Source organism: Streptococcus sp. 263_SSPC (assembly GCF_001071995.1).
Classification (GTDB): Bacteria; Bacillota; Bacilli; order Lactobacillales; family Aerococcaceae; genus Granulicatella.
Genome location: NZ_JVNU01000040.1, coordinates 19,231 through 40,934 on the forward strand (window position 1 = coordinate 19,231; position 21,704 = coordinate 40,934).

Consider the following 21,704-nt stretch of genomic DNA (forward strand, 5'->3'; position numbering starts at 1 on the left):
AAAGAGCATCACTCATCAATAACGATGAATAATACTCTTTTTGGTTTCAAATGCTCCAGCTGTAAAAATGAAAACTTACTTATCAGCGGTAATCAATTCTCTGAATTTCTGAGAAGTCCCACCACCCTCGTTAACTAATTGACCACTATTTAAGTCTTTATTTATTAAGAAATGAACGTATAACTGTTCATCATTATTAATGTACACTTTAAAGATGATTCCTCCCATTGGACTATGTTCAATAGAATCAACATCGATTTGATAGGATTGAATGACATCACCATTCTCTAAAGCACCTTCATGTCTTAGCTTTAAATTATGTTCAATAATATTTTTCACTTCTTCACTTTTGACCGTGCTGACCATTTCATTATACTGAACTTGTTGCATGATTTTTATTCCACCTAACCCTAAACCAATAAGAATTAATAGAGCAACAAATCCCTTTATTATTTTTCTTGTTATGTTCATCAGACTCCCACTTTCTAACAAAGCGTTTTTTATAGTATATCATGACTTGTGTCACGTACTCTACCTCCAAAAATTTACCCCACATCCCAAAGCACTTGTCACGTACTCACTGAGGAGGATTTACGCAATAATCTGCTCCTTTGAAGAGAAACGGATAAACCTTGGATTTTATAGTAGTGATAGTAGGGAATAAGAATCGAAATGAAATAGAGCCCCACAGCGGATGTTCCGCCATGGGGCTCTTTGAATTCGATAGGTGAGAGACTACAGGCTCGAGCCGGTCTCCTACAATCACTACTATAAACAAATCCAAGGATTTAGAAGTTTCTCTTCAAACCTTCGGTTTGTATTATTATTTGCGTAAACGTTCGATATCGCGCGCGATTTCAACCTCTTCGTTAGTTGGGATGTTTAATACAGTCACTTTCGCACCTTCAGAAGAAATGATAGCTTCTGAACGAGTATCGTTACGCTCAGGATCGATATCGCAACCGAACCAAGTTAAACCGTCGATGATACGAGCACGAATTGTCTTAGAGTTTTCACCGATACCAGCAGTGAAGACGATAGCGTCCACACCGTTCATAACAGCAACATATTGTCCAATGTATTTTTGAACGCGGTCAACGAAGATTTCTACTGCAACTTTAGCATCTTCGTTTGTTGCACTTGCAGCTTCAACGTCACGCATGTCGCTTGATACACCTGAAAGGCCTAATAAACCTGATTTTTTATTTAAGATGTCAACCATTTCGTTAACATCTGTAATGTTTAATTTGTTCATTAAGAATGCTACTAATGAAGCATCGATATCACCAGAACGAGTACCCATTGTAACCCCTGCTAATGGAGTGAATCCCATAGAAGTATCTACTGATTTACCGCCATCAACTGCAGTGATTGAAGCACCGTTACCTAAGTGGCAAGTGATGATTTTTAATTCTTCGATTGGTTTACCTAACATTTCAGCAGCGCGGCGTGAAACGTAGCGGTGGCTTGTTCCGTGAGCTCCGTATTTACGAGCTTTGAAGTTTTTGTAGTATTCCATTGGAATGCTGTATAAGTAAGCTTTTTTAGGCATTGTTGTATGGAATGAAGTATCGAATACAGCAACACTTGTAATGTCTGGTAAGATGTGTTTGAATGCGCGCATTCCTACCGCTTCAGCTTTGTTGTGTAATGGTGCAAATTCTGCTAAGTCTTCAACTTGTTGGATAACAGTGTCATCAACTAAAGCTGAATCTTTGAATAATTCCCCACCAGCAACGACACGGTGACCAACACCAGTGATTTCGTCGAATGAAGAAATAATGTTTAAAGCTACTAATTGTTCTAATAATTTTTCTACCGCAACTTCGTGGTTTGGAATATCTTCTACCACTTCAAATTTTTGGTCGTCTCCATAGCTGATTGAGAAGATTGAATCACCTAATCCAATACGTTCTACTAAACCTTTAGCCACTACTTCTTCTTGTGGCATATTAAATAATTGGAACTTCAAGCTTGAACTTCCTGCATTAATCGCGATTGATTTTGACATGCACATTCTCCTTTAATTTCAAATTAAGCCCATTAGTGGGTCTAACAGATTTATTATAACATTTCTTGTACCCATTTTTCGAATGTTAGAGTGAATTTTCTGAATTTTTCTCTGTTCTTAAATTCTGGGATATCTCCAAGGAGCACTTGACTCACTTGTTTAGCGCCTTTTCCACGTTTTTGAACGATTAAAAGCGACTTGCTAAATTGCACATCTTTGAAGAGATTGCGTGGAAATGCCAACATAGCTTGCACGTATGTTTCTTTTTGTAAATAAGAAAGCAACTTCTCTCCTTCAGGTGTATCAAAAAGGTTCGTTGGAACGATAAAGAATCCAACTCCTGCCTCTTTCAAGTAACGCACTTGTTGCTCGATGAGTAAGTGATGCGCGAATGAATGCCCTTCGTCGTTTTTCGTTTCAAAACGAGCGGCATTCGCATCCACTGGATAGTAGCCGACTGGTAAATCACTCACTACGAAGTCTTGCGGATCCACGAGTGAATCTTGCAAGCCATCTTGTAAGGAAGTCTTCACATCCAACTGTTGTAACGCGAAAGCTTGTAAGGCTAAGTGAACAAGCACTTCATCATTATCGATGGCTGTTGCACTTACAGTTTTGCCAGCAGATTGTAAGAATAACAGAATCGTGCTGAGCAAGTTCCCGCTACCTGCCGCAAAGTCCGCAATTTGCAGTGGCTCATCTTTCTTCGTCATTTGGTCGATCATATACGCCACGAGTAAGCCGATAGCATCCGGCGTCATTTGATGGTTCATTTGTAAGCCATCTTCCTTAGCGGCTTTTAAGAACGTGAATTGAATCATTCGGCGAATCTCTTCACTCGAATAGCTTGTTAAATCTAATTGTTTATACGCTTTGTTTAATTCTTCAGCGACTTCGTTACTTGGCAATCCTTCGACTTGTTGCGCAGTGTTGTTGCCCACGATATTTTGTAACGTCTCACCTAGCGCCTCTACATTCGAATAACCGATTTCTTTTTGAAGCACCTCTACAGCTTTTGCCAATTCTTCGAACGCTTTGATTTCTTTACCTGCTTCGATAAGAATCCCTCCTTCTATTTTTTAAGAGTTTTTGAGCTTTGAATAATATGAAATAGATTCATTCATATTTTTTGCTAACAAAACTACGCAGAACGTTCAGATTCTATAATAGCCACGCATAACTTCCTCCGATACAGCTAGTATAGCAATTATAGAGACATCTGAAAAGTTCGCAGTAGTTTTGTCACCTCTCAAATTCCCTAAAAAAAAGGATGTGACTGAATGTCACATCCTACTCAATATTATTCAGCAGCGATTACTGGATATACAGATACTTGTTTTTTGTCACGGCCTTTACGTTCGAAACGTACAATTCCGTCTACTTTAGCAAATAAAGTATCGTCTCCACCTCTACCTACGTTTTCACCTGGATGGATTTTTGTTCCACGTTGACGGTATAAAATTGAACCACCTGAAACGAATTGTCCGTCAGCACGTTTAGCACCTAGACGTTTCGCTTGTGAGTCACGTCCGTTTGATGTAGAACCGCCCCCTTTTTTATGGGCGAATAATTGTAAATTCACTTTTAACATAGTTGTGCACCTCCTTGATTGATTATGCAACAGTTACAGCTAGAAAGTCTTGATATTCCGATTGAATATCTTCTAACCCTAGTAATAGACTATTTAATAAAATTTGAGTTGTATGTTCTTGCTCTTGAGTCAAGTCTTCTACAACTTCCATATATAAGTAACCACCCTCAACCTCGTCGACTTCGACAATCGGTTGGTATCCCGCTAACTTCTCAATGCTGTTCACAGTTGTAATGGCTAAAGCCGATACCCCTGCGCAAACAATATCTGAACCATGTTCACTAAAGTTTGCATGACCAGTCATTTCAAAGGAAACGATACGTTGGTTCTTTTTGTGTACAGTCACTTGAATCATCGTGATTAAGCGTTGATTGCGTCAATAACAACTTTTGTATAAGGTTGACGGTGACCTTGTTTACGGTGTGAGTCTTTACGACGTTTGTATTTGAAAGTTACAACTTTCTTTTGACGGCCTTGTTTTTCAACAGTTCCTTCAACAGTTGCACCTGCTACGAATGGAGCACCAACTTTAACGTCATCTCCACCTACAAATACTACTTCTTCGAAAGTTACTTTGTCGCCAGCTTCTGCGTTTAATTTTTCAACGTAGATTGCTTGACCAACTTCAACTTTAACTTGTTTTCCACCAGTTTTTACGATTGCGTACATATTGCACCTCCTATATTTTAGACTAAGACTCGCCAGTTTAAAGTGCCGATTCCGGTCTTTTGTACTCTAATCCGAGCGGTTGTAGCTGTGGTGCTTCACAATTACAACACGACTATTTTAGCAAAAAAGAACGCCCCCGTCAACTCTAGTGAATAACGGGGGACGTTCAGTAAATGCGCACTCACAAACCGTGTTTTGAGTGTTCATTTACTGTAACTTTTTCAATAAATAAGCTGGATTCCTTTTAGCATACATAATACCCAGAATCGCAACAACTCGACTTTCTTCATGAATAGAATAATAAACGAGAAAGTTCTTCACCTGATACTTCCTAATCCCTTTATTTCCCCATTCCTTATCCTCCACTTTTTCATGTCGATGGGGTAATTTAGAAAGAGAAAGGATATTCTTTTCCAATAAATGTAGCGTCTTTCTGGCAGTTGCTGGAGAATATAACTCTTTAGCTATATAATCTCTAATTTCAACTAACTGTGCCTTAGCTAAATCAGAAATCTCTATCCTATAATGTTCCATTTACATACCTCGATATAGTTCCTCAAAAACCTCTTCTACCGGTGTTGTTTGTCCTTTTTCTACTTGTTCAACAGCTAATTTCATCATCTTGTCGAATTCTTCTTTTGTGAGTTCTTCACGTGATTTCGGTGCAGTTGGAATAACTAACTCAAAAGGAATACCTTTGTTTAGGATAATCTGTCTATAAAACATATCTATCGCTACTGCTCTTGGAAGTCCTAATTGATCTAGAATTTCCTCTGCTTGCTTTTTGATATCTTCTTGTATTCTTACATTCACACTTGCGGTTTTCATATTCGCCATAGTCTCACCTCTGTTATTCTAGTACCATAATTATAAAAGAAATAACACTAGAAAACAACACATTCGCGATACAATTGCAACACATTTCAAAAACCTTCCACCAACTGAATTTGCAAGATATCTTCCACTGCAATGCGCCGGTAGCCTTCTTCTGTTTTTAGCGAGATTTCGCTCTCGTATAATTCACTCACTTCGCCAATGAGCGTTTGTCGCATCATCCGATACGGCACCGTAATGCTGGCTTGCAACTTGCCGACATACAGTTGCGACAGCAGCATCCATTTCTCTTCCACCGTCAGCAGACTCGTCTGGTCCTCGCGCTTACGTTCATCCTTTAGGGACGTCGTATGTTCAGACAGGAAAAATCCCATCCACTTCGCCATGCCGCGATCCTTATGCTCTCTTGCCGAGCGATACGGCAAATACGCTCTTTCCATTATTTCAAACCGTCTAATCCTCCAGCGGAATGTCCTCCGACTAACTGACTTCTAGCCACCACGCGCGAACCACCTTCCAGAGCGTTCCCTTTTAAAAGCGAGGTGAATCCGTATTGGTCGCGGACCGTATCAATCGCCGTCTGGAGCCTTTCTTCTTTCTCAACTGCTTCAATATCTTCGAATAGTGAAATGAGTCCAAAGCTTTCTTCGACAAATCCGGAATACCGCACCGACACATTACGCACCGCACCTCCTTTGTATTTCTTACGAAAGAGTTCCAAGACGACTTCCGATAACACAGAAGTTCGATTCGTCGGGTCAATCTTGCGCTGCGCCTGTATCGATGACAAGCCCTCGTCCTTGGAGTAGCCTACATGAATCGAAACAACCGTCGCCTTCTTCTTAATCCTGCGCATTCGAATCGCCACCTGCTCCGCCATCTCGCGAAGCACGATTTCGATATCGCGTTGGCGAACATAGTTGCGCGGAAGCACCTGCGAGTTCCCGAGTCCTCTTGATTTCGGACGGTACGGCACATGCACATTGCTCTCATCGATGCCATTCGCGTGAAACCATAAATCGAGCCCCACGACGCCAAGCGCTTGTTTCAATCGGTCAGGATTGGCATTAGCCAGTTCCCGAATCGAATAAATCCCGAGCGCATTCAACCGCTTCTCCATCCGCGAGCCAATTCCCCAGAAGTCTGTCATCTCTGGAATTCCCCAGACCTTCTCTTCGACATCTTCATACGACCAGTTCGCACGCATATGCGGAATCTTCTTCGCCTCATTATCAAGCGCTAATTTGGCCAAGAGAGGATTCGCGTTCGACATTCCAACCGTCGAGTAAATCCCCGTCTCCTTCCAAATCGCCCGTTGAATATCCGCAGACACACGGTCGAGCTTTTCACGTCTAGACAAGGCATCATTCGGTACAAAATAATTCAGTGACGACGTTAAATCGATAAAGCCTTCATCAATCGAATACGGAAAAATATCCTCTGGTCCACCGAAGTTTTGAAACACGCGTTGAATTTGCATGTTCACCTTAATATACTCGTCCATCCGAGGCGGCACGATATGCGTCACCTTCGCCCAATTTTCGATAAAGCGCACATATTGCGGCGTTACTTCGATTCCTTGTCGACGTGCATTGGCATAACTAAAACGACGCGTTTTGACATCGAAGGGCAACTCATAGGCACGACCGACATTGGATTTTCCGAAGACCTTCTTAAACGTTGGGGAGGACGCTAAAATCAACCCCGCCGAATTATCCGCACGACTCATCACGCATAGCGACGTCTTCAACGGATGCAGGCCTCTGGCGACACATTCCACACTCGCGTAAAAGGACTTCATGTCCACAAAGGCAATGTCGCTTCTCGGTTCCTTCGAATAGTCAAAGCAGCCCATCTTTATCCCTCCAACGGCATAAAGTTTCCAACAATCATTCCTACCACTCGTGGTTCTTCCTCATACGGAGCAAATAAGTCCGCATAGTCTGGGTTGAACGATACTAAACGCAACCCGTCCTTTTCACGGTATACGCGCTTAATAAACGTCTGACCGTTCCATACCACCGCGTAGACCGCTCCATCATAATCGAATCCCGTCTCACGAATGAGCGCCACCGATCCATTATGGTAGCGTGGTTCCATCGAGTCCCCCGATACCCATGACGCAAAATCATGCGCCAACTCTTCATCGTAGTAAACCGTATCGTAGTCTCGGTCGTTGTAAATCGTCGCCCCAATCCCGGCCGACATCTTCTCGTACACATGATACGCGACTAGTTTCTTCTTCATCGGTACCACTTTCGGCGTTTGTTCCTCGGTTGCAAGCGCGCGGACATAGCGTACCGCCTTCTCTTGGTTTGGCGGCGTGAGCGTATGGTATAGTCGTACAATTTCTATTTCTGTAAAATATCCCTTTGGCACGGATAGAAGCTTCTCCAGCTGTTCTACTTTATCGGACGCTGGCACCTTCACTCCACGCTCCCAGGCAGAATAAGCCTGCTTAGAGACACCCAGTGCATTAGCGAGCTCTTGTTGCGTGAGACCCTGCGCCACTCTTCTTTCTTTTAATTTCTCTGGTTGATACATCGTACACCTCCTGAAAAACATGTAAACCTATTTGGTTGACTTCAGTATAAAACAGTCCCTCCCCACTTGCAAGTAGAAAGACTGGTCGTCAATCAAATAAAAAAATGATACCGAAGAATCCAGCGGATGCCATAATAGCAGTAATGGGGGATGGCAACCAAAGTGAATTACTGACTCTAGGGAATTCCCGTAGAGTCAGTTTGAAGCTTGGTAGAACTTGAGACTTTGGCTCAAGTTGGTGCCCCATTACAGCCTTTATGGCCAAATCCGCTAGGATTTGAAGGTATCATTTTTTTGAAGTGTAGCATATATGTTACATTTTACTTTTTTTCATGCAAAAATCGCGCGAGAAAATTTTATACAAAGAACTCATTTCAACACGCTGTAAATCAAACAAATTTTGTATAAGTGCGTCCCTCATTTTATAGAGATCCTTGTACAAATGGATCTCTAGCCAATCGATTGCTTGTTTGCTGACTGCCGTTCGATAAACCAGCTGAATAACTTTTATATCCTTCTATAACTAGAAATTCAGGCGATTATATCCTAAAAATTCAGTTTTCGGAATAGATCCAGCGAAACTCGTCGATTTTATTTTTTAATTTTTTTGGACAAAAAAGAAGAAACGAAACAACGACTGGCTGCTTCATTTCTTCTAAAATTCATTACATTTCTAAGCTAACGAATGAATAAGGAACTAATTCTTCTAGACGTAATTCTAGAATTTCGCCTTTTCCATTCAATAAGAATACAGGAGTATCTGGTCCGCAGAACTCAACCATCACTTGACGACAAATGTTACATGGTGGTAAGAATCCTTCTGTTTCCCCCGCAACGGCAATCGCTAAAATATCGCCTTTACGATAGCCTTGTGAAGCTCCGTAGAAAATCGCGCTACGTTCTGCACAGTTGGTTACCCCAAACGATACATTTTCAATATTCGCTCCCGTAATCACACGGCCATCTTTATATAAAACCGCAGCTCCTACAGGGAATTTTGAATACGGACAGTAAGCATTCTTTAAAACTTCTTTCGCTTGCTCCATCAGAGCCACTTTATCAATTGTTGTCATGGGTTGTACTCCTTTTTTGTGTTGTATACCTATTATACAGATTTTATAGGGAGTTTCAACATTTCTCCCTGCCAACTTTTTACTAAAATTCCGCCCCCGGTCCTATGTCATCGCCCTGCAACTGTGGTACACTAGGTTCATTAGTGAAAGGAGCTAAACGATGCTACAGCTACAACATATTTCAAAAGTGTATCATACGGGAAATCAAGAGTTTCACGCGTTGAAAGATATCTCGATTCGCTTCCGTGAAAATGAGTTTGTCTCGATTCTCGGGCAATCGGGTTCAGGGAAAACTACCCTATTAAATATCATCGGTGGACTCGACCAATACACATCGGGTGATTTACTCATCCAAGGAAAATCAACAAAGCAATTTAAAGACCGCGATTGGGATAGTTACAGAAACCACACGATTGGGTTCGTCTTCCAGTCGTATAATCTTATCGGTCACCAAACGGCACTCTCAAACGTCGAGATTGCAATGACCCTCTCTGGGGTTTCCAAAGCGGAACGCAAGAAACGTGCCATCGAAGCGCTCGAACGCGTTGGGTTGAAAGACCATTTATATAAGAAACCAAACCAAATGTCTGGGGGACAAATGCAACGGATTGCGATTGCGCGTGCCCTTGTCAATGATCCAAAAGTCGTTTTAGCCGACGAACCTACAGGAGCGCTCGATTCTGAGACTTCTATTCAAATCATGGATTTATTAAAAGACATCGCCAAGGAACGTCTGGTCATCATGGTGACACATAACCCAGAGCTGGCAAAGACGTACTCCACTCGTATCGTACAAGTATTAGATGGAAACATCTTGAGCGACTCGAATCCATACGATCCAACCGAAGAAACCAAACAAGGCGACATTCAGTTTACGAAGACGAAGAGGAGCTTTATGACGGCGCTGGCCCTTTCGTTTAACAACCTATTGACGAAGAAAGGCCGTACCTTCTTGACTGCCTTTGCCGGTTCCATCGGGATTATCGGGATTGCCCTTATTTTAGCCCTCTCAAACGGTGTGAGCGACTACGTGAAGAAGGTGCAAGAAGACACCCTCGTCTCTCTTCCACTAACGATTAGCGAGCAGAACCACAGTAACCTGCTAGCGACCTCTCCGGATTTAAGCGATAAGCCTTATAAAGACAATAACGAGCTCGGTGTCAATACAGTGTTGACGAATTTATTGAAAAAACAAATTGGGAAAAACGACATCGCGTCCTTCAAGGCTTACTTGGACGAACACGCATCCGAAGTCGCAAAACTGACAAAAGACATTCGTTACCAATACAACCTGCAACCGTATATTTACGCTAGCGACACATCAAACGGTCCAAAGAGCATTCTTCCGTCAAACCTAGCAAGCGAAGTCGATACGGCGAACCAAACGATTAAAGGCTACTTGCAAAATATCGACTATTGGAGCCAACTTTCAAGCGACGAGGAGATGCTGAACGCGCAATATGACGTGCTAGAAGGTCGCCTTCCAAAGGATAAATCTGAAATCGTCCTTATCGTCGATGAAGATAACCAAATTAGCGACCTGCTCCTTTATAGCTTACGCATCAAAGACCCTAGCGAATTAAACGATGTGAAGAAACTAGACGAACTTAAATCACAAACGTATCAATATAGTGATTTCATCGGAAAAACATTCAAAGCCGTTGTGAACACGAACCGTTTCGTGAAAGAAAACAACCAATGGATGAATAAAATTGATGACGAAGCCTACATGAAGACGCAAATCGAGAATGGCCTCGAGCTTACAATCGTTGGCATTCTTCGTCAAAAAGAAGGCACCAGTTCTGGTGTGAACTCTCCTTCTGGCGGTGTGGCTTATACAAGCGCCCTGATCGATTACACTTCTGAGCAAATTCAAAACAGTGACATCGTAAAAGAGCAAGAAGCCAACCCAACCATTAATGTATTTACTGGAAAAGCATTTGCCAAAGATCCAAAACCATTCAATTCGGCTGATTTAACCGAAGAAGAAAAAATCCAGTTGGTCAAATTGACGCCTGAACAACAAGCGCAATACATCCAACAATACAACGAAAATTCGGCTGCCACTTACGAGGAAAACCTCGCAAAACTAGGTGTCATCGACAAATCCAAACCAGCTGCCATCGAGTTCTATACCTCTTCGTTCCAACAAAAACAAGAGTTGAAGGACTTCATCAACGCCTATAACACAGCGAAAAAAGACGCCGGCGAAGACGACAAAGTGCTCGCCTACTCCGACGATATTCAAACCATCATGTCTTCGATTACGACAATGGTGGGCGTGATTACAACCGTACTCGTTGGTTTTGTTGCCATCTCGCTCATCGTATCATCGATTATGATTGCGATCATCACGTACATCTCGGTTCTCGAACGTACAAAAGAAATCGGAATCTTACGTGCAATGGGGGCTTCGAAGAAAGACATCCGTCGCATCTTCACCGCCGAAACAGCCATCGAAGGATTTATCTCCGGTGTGCTCGGTATCGCCATTACGCTCCTTGCGACACTTCCAATCAATGCCGTCGTTGCGAAAATGACAAACGTGGAAAACGTGGCGCAATTACCATGGGAAGCAGCGCTTATCCTTATTGGTATCTCGATTGTATTAACCATGTTAGCTGGACTCATCCCTTCACGCATCGCCGCGAAGAAAGACCCAGTCGAATCGCTCCGCAGCGAATAATAACTAAACTTCAAAAGGTGGATAAGGGCCCAGGCCTTTACCCACCTTTTTTATTGCCTCAATTAACATCTTTGTTAATTAATATATATGTTAATTTCGCTCCCCGTCCCTGCACCCTTCTAGCCTAAAAAGCAAAAGACAACTCGACTTTTCACAACCAATTGTATTAGCACCAAGGTCAGCGTAAGGACAGAATTGAATACCAAACTCGTTCAGTGGAACGAAAAACATCTTCAGATTATATAGTGGTATTTGTAAGGACAAATACCCCATGTGAATTACAGCTGCTAAGAAATTTATTTCCTAGCAGCTGTTTGAAGCTTGGGAACCTGGAGACTACAGGCTCCAGGTGGTATCCTTACATTTACCACTATTAATACATCTGAAGATGTTGATAGTGGAACTGTTGCAGTTTATTTATACAAATTCTACCCTTTCACAACCAATGAGTTAGCTCTAGGATGCAAGGATTCTATTACCTAAACTAAAAAAACAAAAATCCTCTGGACTCTATAGTGGGAACAGTAAAGAAGTGCAAGCAATGTGAATTACCGAGGGTTCGTGATTCATCACTTACCCTCGGTTTGAAGCTTGCTAGGAATTGAGACTTCGGCTCAATCCGGTGCCTTTACTGTCACCACTATGAAGATGTCCAGAGGACTTATTTTGTTTTTTTACAAGATTACGCTAAAGAACCCATTGGATCCCATGGCGCTAACACAATTGGCTCGCTGTTGAAAGCGTCGAGTTGCTCTTTTGTAAGAAACTCTTTTCTGACAACGATTTGGTACGTATACTCATCCATCCACGCATCGCTCATCATCCAGAACCCTTCAACCCCAGATTCTTCGCCCCAACTATTTTCCACTTTCCAGCGATTAGGTTTACCATCGACAAGGTTCACCCCTGTTAATACCATCGCGTGTGTCATTAAGCTATCGCCGTATTCAAGACGTTCGCCCTTCGTTAGTGAATAGTCGATTCCAGTTAAGCCTTTAAGGTCGAAGTTATTGAGCGCAAGACGACCATTGCTGCGGTTTGAAGATTGACCAACATCGCAACCGAACCAGACAGATTCCCCTTGGTCTAATTGACGAATCGCTAATTCTTTGAACGTTGCCATGTCTAGGTTCAAGTAGCGTACTTGGTTTCCAACGACATTTCCAAGCATGTCAACAGTGTATGAACGGTTGAATGGTTTGTCCGTTGTTGGTGAGTTGATGATAGACACGTAATCGTCCAAGTTCAAGCCCACGAATTGTTCGAAGAAGCTTTGTGGCGTCAAATTCAAGTGACGGTGGAATTCCTTGTCTTTATCACGATATTCGAAGTCGAATGTTTCTGGCGGAGTTCCAAGAGTCACGCTAAGTAAGTCGTACACTTCTTGCATTAATTGTTTACGCGTTTCGTTGATTTCCTCTTCGCTAGCTCCACGTGCCACTAAGTCACGAAGCACTTTTGCGTCTTGGCGAAGTTTTTTATTTAAGTATTTGTTCAAATCGCTTGAAGCCGAGCTTGAAAAACTTTCCGGCATCACACTCTTTGGTACAACCCCATATTTTTTGAACAGTGACACAATCATATCCCATTGCCCACCGTCTTGTTGAGGCGTTTGTAATAGAAAGGCTACATTGCGGCTTGTCACAGGTTCGCCCGCTGTCTTTAAAATATTTTCATGGAAATAATTGGCCTTTTCGTATTTATCCCAGAAAAATGTATAACTTTGTGAGAGTTCAAATTCTTCGAGCTTGAAGTTATTAAAGAGTCTGTGGCGGAATGTATTGAGCGCCGCAAACATCCAGCAACGACCAGAAGCCTTTTGGTTGGCTACTTTTCCGTGTTCCAAATCAATCGAATACACCGGCTGATTTTCCACAACGGAAGCGACCGTCTCACTAGATCCTTTCAAGCCATTCTTCACCGCAGCATTTTGCGCCACGATACGCTCTGGCTTACTTTGAAAACTTTCTTTATATTGTTTCGTCAATTCCTTTGTTAACGTAAACATCACTTCATCTCCTTTAAGGTTGATACTCTAATGGTACTCCTCTTTCCCCCTATATGCAATATAAAAAATCGGTTAAATCCAATAAAAAAGCCTATTTTGCCCCACTCCCTCCAAAATCATCACACTTCTGCCGTTCCTCCCCCTCACTCAGCACACACCGCCAATGCGAAACCTTAATTTTTAACCATTATATGTGAATTTCTACACATTTTATTGTTTATCTCTCTTGAAAATAGTAAAATAAAGTTGAAGATATTATCTTGAAAACAAGTGATTATCAATATATTTAAAGGAGGATCTAACAATGAAAAAAATTTTTGCAGTAGTAATTCTATTCAGCTTTTTCTTGCTTCCTTTCTTCAATGTTTATGGAGTTCATATGCTCACTCATGACATACAAAGGCTCTCTCCTAACGCCTTATGGGGAATTGGATTTTTATTCTTCTCAAATATCATATGGACAACTTTAGTAATCACGATTGTAACAAGAGCTAAAATCCTTAGAAGCGGTATTGTGACTGCTACAACATATTGCATCCCCATTATTCTTTTGACACTTCTCTACTTTGGTTACGCAAAACCAATACAAATTTTATTTCTATCACACCTCGAAACAAGTATCTTTTCATTTGCTTTTGTCATAGGAATACTAATTTCAATAAGAATCCTCTCAAAAAAATAAAGTACAATTTTCTTACAACAAAATCACAATCATCAAACAACATGCCTTACAGTAGTAGGGCATGTTTTATTACTCCATCCCTTTTCCAGTTACATAATGTTCAGCACCACACTCCTGCCGCTCCCTTCCTAAGCATTGCCGATAACATCGCAGCAGTTTATCAAAAAAAAGGGAAATAAAACAGAATATCTTGCTGCTCCAATCGTAGGGAGTGATGGATAAACAAAAAGAGCATCAGTTGATTGAAAGAATAGTGGGAAATCGTATTGAAACGAATAAGAGGGAGTTAGGAATTGATTCCTTACTCCCTCTTTGAGGCTTCAAAGGTGAGTGACTACAGGCACGAGCCGGTACTCCACTATGACTCTTTCAATCATCAAACTGATGCTCGAAGGTTTATCCATCCCATCGAAAGATGGATGAATCTGTCAGATATTCTGTTTTATTTTACCGGAGTTAAAGCAATGAACTGCTCGATGTTATCGGCAACTTGCGCGAGTGCTTTCTTCCAAAATGCGCTGTCCGTCACATCCACGCCCAACACCTTCGCAGTATCTTCCGCAGAAGTCACTGTTGTCGCACGCAATAACTCTTGATATTTCTCAACGAATCCTTCAGGTTGCTCTTGATAGATGGCATATAAACCTTTAGAGAACAATCCTCCGAATGCGTATGGGAAGTTGTAGAAGCTTAAGCCGCTGCTGTAGTAGTGCGGTTTGCAAGCCCACATATATGGATGCATTGCGTCAGGATCTAATCCGTCGCCGTATGCTTCTTTTTGCGCATCCAACATTAATTGTTCTAAATCTTTCGAGAACATGAAGCTCTTTTCACGGTTTTCGAATACTGCTGATTCGAATAAGTAACGTGAGTAGATGTCCACGATGATTTGTGTTGTATCTTGTAATTGTGATTCGAGTAAGGCTACTTTTTCAGCATCGCTTGCTTCGCTAATCACTGTGTTCATCACGATATTTTCGTTGAAAGTTGACGCCGTTTCCGCAACAGGCATTGAGTACTCTTGGTTTAATACACGGTGGTTTTCGATATGTAAACCGTGGTACGCATGTCCTAATTCGTGCGCAATTGTTACAACGTCGCTTAATGAACCAGAGAAGTTTGTTAAGATACGTGATTGTTTGATGAATGGTAGGTTGCTACAGAACGCGCCCCCCACTTTTCCTTTACGTGGTAAGAAGTCGATGTAGTTGTTTTCGTAAGCTTCTTTTGTCATATCTGCTAAATCTTGTGAGAAGCCTTTGAAGTTTTCTAATAAGAATTCTTTAGACTCTTCGATTGTGAAACGACGTGAGCTTTCTCCGATTGGTGCAAATAAGTCGTAGAATGGTAATCCATTTTCATGACCTAAGAGGGAAGCTTTATGTTTCAAGTAAGCGCGGAATTGTGGTAAATATTCGCGAATCGCTTCAAGAAGGGCATCCAATGTTTGACGAGACATACGAGACGCTTCTAATGTTTGTGCTAGTGGTGATTCGAAACCACGTAAGCTTGTTTCTGTAAGCACTTGTTGTTTAATATTGTTTAAGGCAAATGCGATTGGTTCTTTAATCGTATCGTACATCTTCAATTCTGTTTCGTACGCTTCTTTACGAACCGCTGCATCCGCATCATACGCCATATTACGAATTTCGCTAAGCGTTACTTTTTCGCCTTTAAATTCGCCTTCAACGCCTGAAGTCATCGCTTCGAAGAGTTGTTCCCAACCGTCTCCACCGCTGATAGAGAATTTCGCAATCACATCTTCTAATTCATCGGATAATAGATGTTTGTATTGTTGTTTTGCTTCTGCAAAGTAGAATTCGTAGTCTTTTAGATTTTCGTCGGAAGTGATATCTGTTTCCACGCTTCCGATAAATTTGTAGACTTTTGTATACGCACTGTTTAACGCAGCATACGCATTACCGAATAAAGTACGGTATTTATTCGCTGTTTCGTCTGTTGTGTTCGCAGTTAATGTTAAATTAATGTAGTTTCCAAGACGGCTGCTTAAGACGCTAAACTCTTCTAGCGCTGCGATTGCCGCTTTGATAGATTCTAAGTTATCTTCGAGCGTTAAGCCATTGAATACCTCTCTAAAGTTTGAAAAACGTTCAAAGTCACGTTGAAACTCTTCACTTTCAAATGAAGGGTAAATTTCTTTTAATGACCATTCTGTTGACATTTCGTATCCCCCTTATATTGACTATATGTCCTATTCTACCGAATTTCTTTATAAATAGATAGTTTGAATTACTTTTTACGTTCACGAATAAACCACCATAAACATATAATGGATATTACTGAGATAAAGTTTGTTTCGCTTATACCTTGACCTATAAAAAAATCATAAATTGTTTTAAAACCAGTGACTAATGTTAAAATAATAGGAAACCAGATAGGATCAATGTTTTCTAAAAATTGTTTGAATTTATCCAATCCTTTTAAATTTTTATTGGTATCTTTAAGATGACTACTGTTTATATTTTCTGTGTTATTATCTTCATATTTTTCGAAATCAAACTCCGAATACTTATACTTAATTTTTTCAAATTCTTCCTTTGCCAACTCAAAAGACTCTTTTATAAAATGCTGTTCCTCAATTCTTTTATTATTGAAAAAATTACCAATAAATTTTTCATTAACTTCCCAATTATACTTTAAAACGCATCTAATAAAGATTCTTATAATTTCTTGAAGCTCCTTATCTAAATCCAATTTATCATCTTTGCCTACCCATGTTTCTTCATTAATTCTTATAAAGTCGCAAAAATCAATCATAAGATTAGTCATCCATTTAAAAGAATATTTTCCAGGGCTGTTATTTTTTTTGTAACGAAGAGCAGTTCTAAGTAATTGAATCTCTTGCATAGATATTTCCTCGGCCCCCGCTGCATTAAATAATGTTTTTCTCCATTCTGATTCTAAATCTAATGAACGTCTATATGCTGTTGTTAAGGCTAAATATGCTACTAAGGCCCCGATTAGAGCTGAAATAATTTCACTCATGTATATCCCCCTTTAATTTGCTTACAAGTACAATATTATCACGTTTTTTCTCTCAAGAATATCCTATTTCCAAGAATTCATTTAATTAACTTTCATCCTAGTTGTCAAACGTGTATACTTAAGAGGCAAACACTTTTCAAAAAAGGAGTTCTTATGAAAAAGACTTGGAAAGAATTGTTCCCGGATGCTCTTCTTGGAGAAAACGGTCAAAACACGGTTCCTGTAACGCTGAACGGCGAAGTGATTTATCTCTTAGAATCGAGCTTAACTGAGCGCGAACAATTCCTCATCGAAACCTTAAATACACAACCGACAAAATCTTCAATCCCAACGCATCCTTGGCTAGCGTACTTAGAAGGAAAAGGGGCATTGCCAACTTCAACTGCGTATATCCAATGCGTCCACTTGGCGGTATTTCCTAAGCAAGAAGGCGTCTTTCAAGAAAAAGACTGGTTGGAGTTCGTCGAGAACTTAACGGTTGGGACCCTTGCCGTCTTCAAAAACTTCCGCCATCATTACACGCTAGTCGTGAACCCAGAAGTCGCTCCTTCGCTAGCAAGCACGCTCTTTGAAGTGCAATCCGCCATTGAAGATGACTTTGCAGTGGAATTACAACTCTTTATCGGAAACCGCTGGGCAACGTCAAGCCCTGTGCCTCTTCTCTATCAAGCCGAAAAAGCGCTCTTCGTAGAATACTTAATGCATTCGCACAAGCGCTCGAGTTTGGAATTTGCGCCAGTGATGTTATGGGCGATTGCCAACGCTTTGGTCGATATCGCACCGATTGCTGACGAGTTGATTCTCTTATTAAGCGAAGATGACGTAAAAGAACTGATTGAAGCTCTCTGGGACGCTCATGGAAATGTCTCAAAGGCCAGCCAAAAACTCTTCTTACACCGCAACACCTTACAGTATCGAATTGACCGTTTCGCAGAACAAACAGGGCTAAACGTCAAAGACATGAATGACCTTACGCTTGGCCACCTACTCTTACAAAAACAAAGTTATTAAAAAATAGCCACTTCTATTCAGTTAGAAGTGGCTATTTTCGTTATGATTTTTATGCTTTAACGGCTTCTTTTTTAGGAGCGACTTTTGTTTCTTTAATTGTCACTTTTCCTTTCTGAGAACCGATTGTCACTTTTTGACCGAAGCGAATTTCTCCACTGAGGAGTGCTTCACTAAGCGGGTCTTCGATTTTCTTTTGAATCGCGCGACGAATTGGACGCGCCCCGTATTCTGGGTCGAATCCTTCTTCTGCGATCAGGTCGATAACTCCTGAAGTGAATTTCAATTCGATATTGAGTTCTGCCAGACGAGTCTTAATGTCTTTTGTCATCAATTGAACGATTTGACGTAATTCAGGTTTCGTCAATTTATGGAAGACGATAATCTCATCGATTCGGTTCAATAGCTCAGGACGGAACGCATTCTTCAACTCTTCGCGGATGCGTTTTTCCATTGCCGTATGGTCATGTTGTACGGTTTTTGCACCGAATCCCACCGCTTTTTCATCTCGAAGAGCCGTTGCCCCAAGGTTTGATGTCATGATAAGAATCGTATTTCTGAAGTCGACTTTACGTCCTTTTGAATCCGTTAGATGGCCATCGTCTAAGACTTGCAACAGAATGTTAAATACATCTGGATGGGCTTTTTCGATTTCATCTAACAGAATCACAGAGTAAGGCTTGTTACGAATCTTCTCCGTTAATTGTCCGCCTTCATCGAATCCAACGTATCCTGGAGGTGAACCGACTAAACGGCTAACCGCGTGTTTCTCCATGTATTCAGACATATCGATACGAATGAGAGCGTCTTGGTCGCCAAACATCGCTTCCGCTAATGTTTTCGCTAACTCTGTCTTCCCAACTCCAGTAGGTCCAAGGAATAAGAATGAACCGATTGGACGTTTTGGATCTTTCAATCCGCTACGAGCACGACGAATCGAACGAGCAACCGCTGAGACGGCTTCTTCTTGTCCAATCACGCGTTGGTGCAATTCTTTTTCAAGATGAACGAGACGTTCGCTTTCTTTTTTCTCCATTTGTTTTAATGGAATTCCAGTCCATTGTGATACCACTTCTGCGATATCTTCGTCCGTGATAGCTGCGACGAATTCTTTTTTCGCTTCGACTTCTACTTTTTTGCCTAGTTTTTCAAGCTTGTCGCGTTTGGCTTGTTCTTTTTTGCGTAAACGAGCTGCTTCTTCGAATTTTTGCTCACGAATCGCTACGTCTTTCTTCACTGCAAGTTCTGCCACTTCTACTTCGAGTTTTTGAAGCGGAGAGTGTTTACCACTGCGGTCTAGACGGGCTTTTGCAGCTGTTTCGTCCATCAAGTCGATCGCTTTATCTGGTAATTTACGAGACGTAATATAACGAACCGATAATTGAACGGCTGCTTCAATCGCTGCGTCTGTGATTTCCACACGGTGATGGTCTTCATAACGTTTGCGAAGTCCTTTTAAGATTTCAACCGTATCGTCTGCGCTAGGTTCGTTTACATGAACAGAGGCAAAACGACGTTCTAAGGCTGCATCTTTTTCGATATATTTTTGATATTCATCAAGCGTAGTCGCCCCGATAACTTGGATTTCACCACGAGCAAGCGCTGGTTTTAAGATATTTGAAGCGTCGATAGAGCCTTCTGCCCCACCTGCACCGATAAGGGTATGCAACTCATCGATAAAGAGAATCACATCTTGTTCACGGTATACTTCATCCAAGATTTTCTTCATGCGCTCCTCGAACTCACCACGGTATTTTGTTCCCGCAACAACCGCACCCATATCTAACATCATCAAACGTTTTTCGGCGATTTCTTCTGGAACTTCTCCGCTCACCATACGTTGTGCTAAGCCTTCAACAATGGCTGTCTTCCCAACACCTGGTTCCCCAACGAGGACAGGATTATTTTTCGTACGACGGCTGATGATTTGGATAATACGGCGCACTTCGTCTTCACGACCAACAACTGGGTCGATTTTGCCTTCACGTGCTAATTCAGTTAAGTCACGCGCTAAGCTATTTAATGTAGGAGTTCCTTCTTGGGAAGCCTCTTGGCGTGCTTTTCTCTTAGAACCTGCAGCGTTTGAAGGTTGAATTCCGATTTTGCCGTAGATTTCTTTCATCAACTCTTGAGGGTCGATTTGGTTATCACGAAGAATCTTCGTTGCTAATACTTCTTCACGTAATAATGCTAATAGTAAGTGCTCTGTTCCGACTTGTGGTACTTCGAGGCGTTTTGCTTCATCAGTAGCCGATAGAATCACTTTCTTCGCTCTTGGTGAATAAGGCATTAAGTACGGATCCATTTGCTTACGGTTTGAGCCGTATCCTGTGAGTGACTCGATTTCAGAACGAACGATTTCCGCAGTTAAGCCTGCAGCACGAAGCACATTTCCCGCGATGCCTTCTTGTTCAAGGATTAATCCTAATAGTAAGTGTTCTGTTCCCACGGCTTGGTGTTTGAACAGGATGGCTTCTCTTGCGGCTAAGACCATCGCACTCTTTGCTTTTGGTGTAAAAATTTCACTCATGCGTTTATTCCTTTCTTCTTTAACGGTATTTCAAATTGTCGATTAATTTCTTCATCATATTACTGCGAACTTCTGCAGCATTCTTCACGTTTGAAGGGAATGTATCCTTCTCCATCATGAGTGACATCATTTGTGCCTCACGTTTCGTGATCAGCTTATTTTCATATAAGTTTTGTAATAAATGATTGCCTTCGCGCTCTGAAAGTTCTTCTGGAACAAGATCTCCTAAAGCATTTAAGACATCCATCTCGTCCACGAGATTTACTTTCATAATGCGGATATAACCACCGCCACCACGTTTACTTTCAACGACATAACCTTGTTGAATCGTAAAGCGGGTATTAATCACGTAATTAATTTGGGAAGGAACACAATTGAATTGGTCTGCAATCTCACTGCGTCTGATTTCAACTGTTTCATTCTTATGCAGTACATTCTTCAAGTAACTTTCAATCAAATCCGACATATTTTGATTTTGATTTTGCATCCATCTTCCTCCTTTTACCTTGACTATATTTGACTTTAATTATACAAAAGAAACTTTCTTTTGCCAATCATCTTGCATTTTTTGGTAAAAAAAGAAGCTAGACACAATGTCTAGCTTCCTCATTTGTTTACGTATCGGGAATACAGGATTCGAACCTACGACCCCTTGGTCCCAAACCAAGTGCTCTACCAAGCTGAGCTAATTCCCGAGTATGCACCCAACAGGAGTCGAACCTGTAACCGCTTGATTCGTAGTCAAGTACTCTATCCAATTGAGCTATGGGTGCAATTTATATTCAATTAAATGCCGAGGGCCGGGGTCGAACCGGCACGGTCATCACTGACCGCAGGATTTTAAGTCCTGTGCGTCTGCCAATTCCGCCACCCCGGCATGGGCTATGGTTTTACATTGGCTAAGCGGAAGACGGGGTTCGAACCCGCGACCCCCACCTTGGCAAGGTGGTGTTCTACCACTGAACTACTTCCGCAATTTGATTTAAATGCCGGCTAAAGGACTTGAACCCTCGACCCTCTGATTACAAATCAGATGCTCTACCAACTGAGCTAAGCCGGCTA

20 protein-coding genes, 5 tRNA genes and 1 other annotated feature are annotated in these 21,704 nt (G+C 41.5%); of the genes, 3 read left to right on the plus strand and 22 right to left on the minus strand.

The window, feature by feature from the left end; genetic code table 11:
• Positions 1-75: 75 nt before the first annotated feature.
• From ADH02_RS06265 to ADH02_RS06320, 12 genes are all read right to left on the minus strand, one after another.
• Positions 76-471, minus strand: coding sequence for a DUF1310 family protein (locus tag ADH02_RS06265; protein ID WP_048783489.1), 396 nt, complete (start codon positions 469-471; stop codon positions 76-78).
• A 352-nt stretch (positions 472-823) separates the two neighbouring features.
• Positions 824-2,011 carry an acetate/propionate family kinase gene (locus tag ADH02_RS06270; protein WP_048783490.1) on the minus strand — a complete coding sequence of 396 codons (1,188 nt, stop codon included), beginning with the start codon at positions 2,009-2,011 and terminating at the stop codon, positions 824-826.
• Positions 2,012-2,064: 53 nt separating this feature from the next.
• Complete coding sequence (locus ADH02_RS06275; protein WP_048783491.1) at positions 2,065-3,033, minus strand: class I SAM-dependent methyltransferase; 969 nt, start codon at positions 3,031-3,033, stop codon at positions 2,065-2,067.
• Positions 3,034-3,311: 278 nt separating this feature from the next.
• Complete coding sequence (rpmA, locus tag ADH02_RS06280) at positions 3,312-3,602, minus strand: 50S ribosomal protein L27 (protein WP_048713162.1); 291 nt, start codon at positions 3,600-3,602, stop codon at positions 3,312-3,314.
• 22 nt (positions 3,603-3,624) lie between these two features.
• Positions 3,625-3,957 carry a ribosomal-processing cysteine protease Prp gene (locus tag ADH02_RS06285; protein WP_048783492.1) on the minus strand — a complete coding sequence of 111 codons (333 nt, stop codon included), beginning with the start codon at positions 3,955-3,957 and terminating at the stop codon, positions 3,625-3,627.
• Positions 3,958-3,962: 5 nt separating this feature from the next.
• Positions 3,963-4,271, minus strand: coding sequence for a 50S ribosomal protein L21 (gene rplU / locus ADH02_RS06290; protein WP_005607264.1), 309 nt, complete (start codon positions 4,269-4,271; stop codon positions 3,963-3,965).
• Positions 4,272-4,286: 15 nt separating this feature from the next.
• Positions 4,287-4,362: a sequence feature (ribosomal protein L21 leader region), on the minus strand.
• Between the two features lie 116 nt (positions 4,363-4,478).
• Positions 4,479-4,805 carry a type II toxin-antitoxin system RelE/ParE family toxin gene (locus tag ADH02_RS06295; RefSeq protein WP_048783493.1) on the minus strand — a complete coding sequence of 109 codons (327 nt, stop codon included), beginning with the start codon at positions 4,803-4,805 and terminating at the stop codon, positions 4,479-4,481.
• Positions 4,806-5,108 carry a type II toxin-antitoxin system RelB/DinJ family antitoxin gene (locus tag ADH02_RS06300; protein WP_048783495.1) on the minus strand — a complete coding sequence of 101 codons (303 nt, stop codon included), beginning with the start codon at positions 5,106-5,108 and terminating at the stop codon, positions 4,806-4,808.
• An 86-nt stretch (positions 5,109-5,194) separates the two neighbouring features.
• On the minus strand, positions 5,195-5,548 hold the full coding sequence (locus tag ADH02_RS06305) for a hypothetical protein (RefSeq protein WP_048783496.1): 354 nt from the start codon (positions 5,546-5,548) through the stop codon (positions 5,195-5,197).
• Positions 5,545-6,960 (minus strand): Y-family DNA polymerase, encoded by a 1,416-nt coding sequence (locus ADH02_RS06310; RefSeq protein ID WP_048783498.1) that lies wholly within the window; start codon positions 6,958-6,960, stop codon positions 5,545-5,547. The genes ADH02_RS06305 and ADH02_RS06310 overlap by 4 nt, the downstream gene beginning before the upstream one ends.
• A 2-nt stretch (positions 6,961-6,962) precedes the next feature.
• Positions 6,963-7,649 (minus strand): helix-turn-helix domain-containing protein, encoded by a 687-nt coding sequence (locus ADH02_RS06315; RefSeq protein ID WP_048783500.1) that lies wholly within the window; start codon positions 7,647-7,649, stop codon positions 6,963-6,965.
• A 665-nt stretch (positions 7,650-8,314) separates the two neighbouring features.
• Entirely contained in the window at positions 8,315-8,722 is a 408-nt protein-coding gene (locus ADH02_RS06320) for a cytidine deaminase (RefSeq protein ID WP_082161731.1), read from the minus strand.
• A gap of 160 nt (positions 8,723-8,882) precedes the next feature.
• Between ADH02_RS06320 and ADH02_RS06325 the strand changes: the two genes are divergently transcribed.
• Entirely contained in the window at positions 8,883-11,408 is a 2,526-nt protein-coding gene (locus ADH02_RS06325) for an ATP-binding cassette domain-containing protein (RefSeq protein WP_048783503.1), read from the plus strand.
• 682 nt (positions 11,409-12,090) lie between these two features.
• Here the strand turns inward: ADH02_RS06325 and ADH02_RS06330 are convergent.
• Positions 12,091-13,416, minus strand: a complete 1,326-nt coding sequence (locus ADH02_RS06330; RefSeq protein WP_048783505.1) for an aminopeptidase C — start codon at positions 13,414-13,416, stop codon at positions 12,091-12,093.
• 304 nt (positions 13,417-13,720) lie between these two features.
• Between ADH02_RS06330 and ADH02_RS06335 the strand changes: the two genes are divergently transcribed.
• Entirely contained in the window at positions 13,721-14,098 is a 378-nt protein-coding gene (locus tag ADH02_RS06335; protein WP_048783507.1) for a hypothetical protein, read from the plus strand.
• Between the two features lie 442 nt (positions 14,099-14,540).
• On the opposite strand, the gene ADH02_RS06340 is transcribed toward ADH02_RS06335, so the two are convergent.
• Both ADH02_RS06340 and ADH02_RS06345 read right to left on the minus strand, forming a co-directional pair.
• Positions 14,541-16,280 (minus strand): M3 family oligoendopeptidase, encoded by a 1,740-nt coding sequence (locus ADH02_RS06340; protein WP_048783509.1) that lies wholly within the window; start codon positions 16,278-16,280, stop codon positions 14,541-14,543.
• A 68-nt stretch (positions 16,281-16,348) separates the two neighbouring features.
• Positions 16,349-17,104 (minus strand): hypothetical protein, encoded by a 756-nt coding sequence (locus ADH02_RS06345; protein ID WP_048783513.1) that lies wholly within the window; start codon positions 17,102-17,104, stop codon positions 16,349-16,351.
• Positions 17,105-17,257: 153 nt separating this feature from the next.
• Between ADH02_RS06345 and ADH02_RS06350 the strand changes: the two genes are divergently transcribed.
• The gene (locus ADH02_RS06350) at positions 17,258-18,115 is read left to right on the plus strand and encodes a helix-turn-helix domain-containing protein (RefSeq protein WP_048783515.1); all 858 of its coding nucleotides are present in this window, start codon (positions 17,258-17,260) and stop codon (positions 18,113-18,115) included.
• Positions 18,116-18,164: 49 nt separating this feature from the next.
• Here ADH02_RS06350 and ADH02_RS06355 read toward each other — a convergent pair whose 3' ends face one another.
• From ADH02_RS06355 to ADH02_RS06385, 7 genes are all read right to left on the minus strand, one after another.
• The gene (locus tag ADH02_RS06355; protein ID WP_048783516.1) at positions 18,165-20,642 is read right to left on the minus strand and encodes an ATP-dependent Clp protease ATP-binding subunit; all 2,478 of its coding nucleotides are present in this window, start codon (positions 20,640-20,642) and stop codon (positions 18,165-18,167) included.
• Positions 20,643-20,661: 19 nt separating this feature from the next.
• Positions 20,662-21,129: a CtsR family transcriptional regulator gene (locus tag ADH02_RS06360; RefSeq protein WP_048783518.1), complete on the minus strand. Its 468-nt coding sequence runs from the start codon at positions 21,127-21,129 to the stop codon at positions 20,662-20,664.
• A gap of 134 nt (positions 21,130-21,263) precedes the next feature.
• A tRNA-Pro gene (locus tag ADH02_RS06365) sits at positions 21,264-21,337 on the minus strand.
• 4 nt (positions 21,338-21,341) lie between these two features.
• Positions 21,342-21,415 (minus strand) — tRNA-Arg (locus ADH02_RS06370).
• Between the two features lie 18 nt (positions 21,416-21,433).
• Positions 21,434-21,519, minus strand: a tRNA-Leu gene (locus ADH02_RS06375).
• 25 nt (positions 21,520-21,544) lie between these two features.
• Positions 21,545-21,616, minus strand: a tRNA-Gly gene (locus tag ADH02_RS06380).
• Between the two features lie 13 nt (positions 21,617-21,629).
• Positions 21,630-21,702: transfer RNA gene (locus ADH02_RS06385), tRNA-Thr, on the minus strand.
• Positions 21,703-21,704 lie beyond the last annotated feature (2 nt).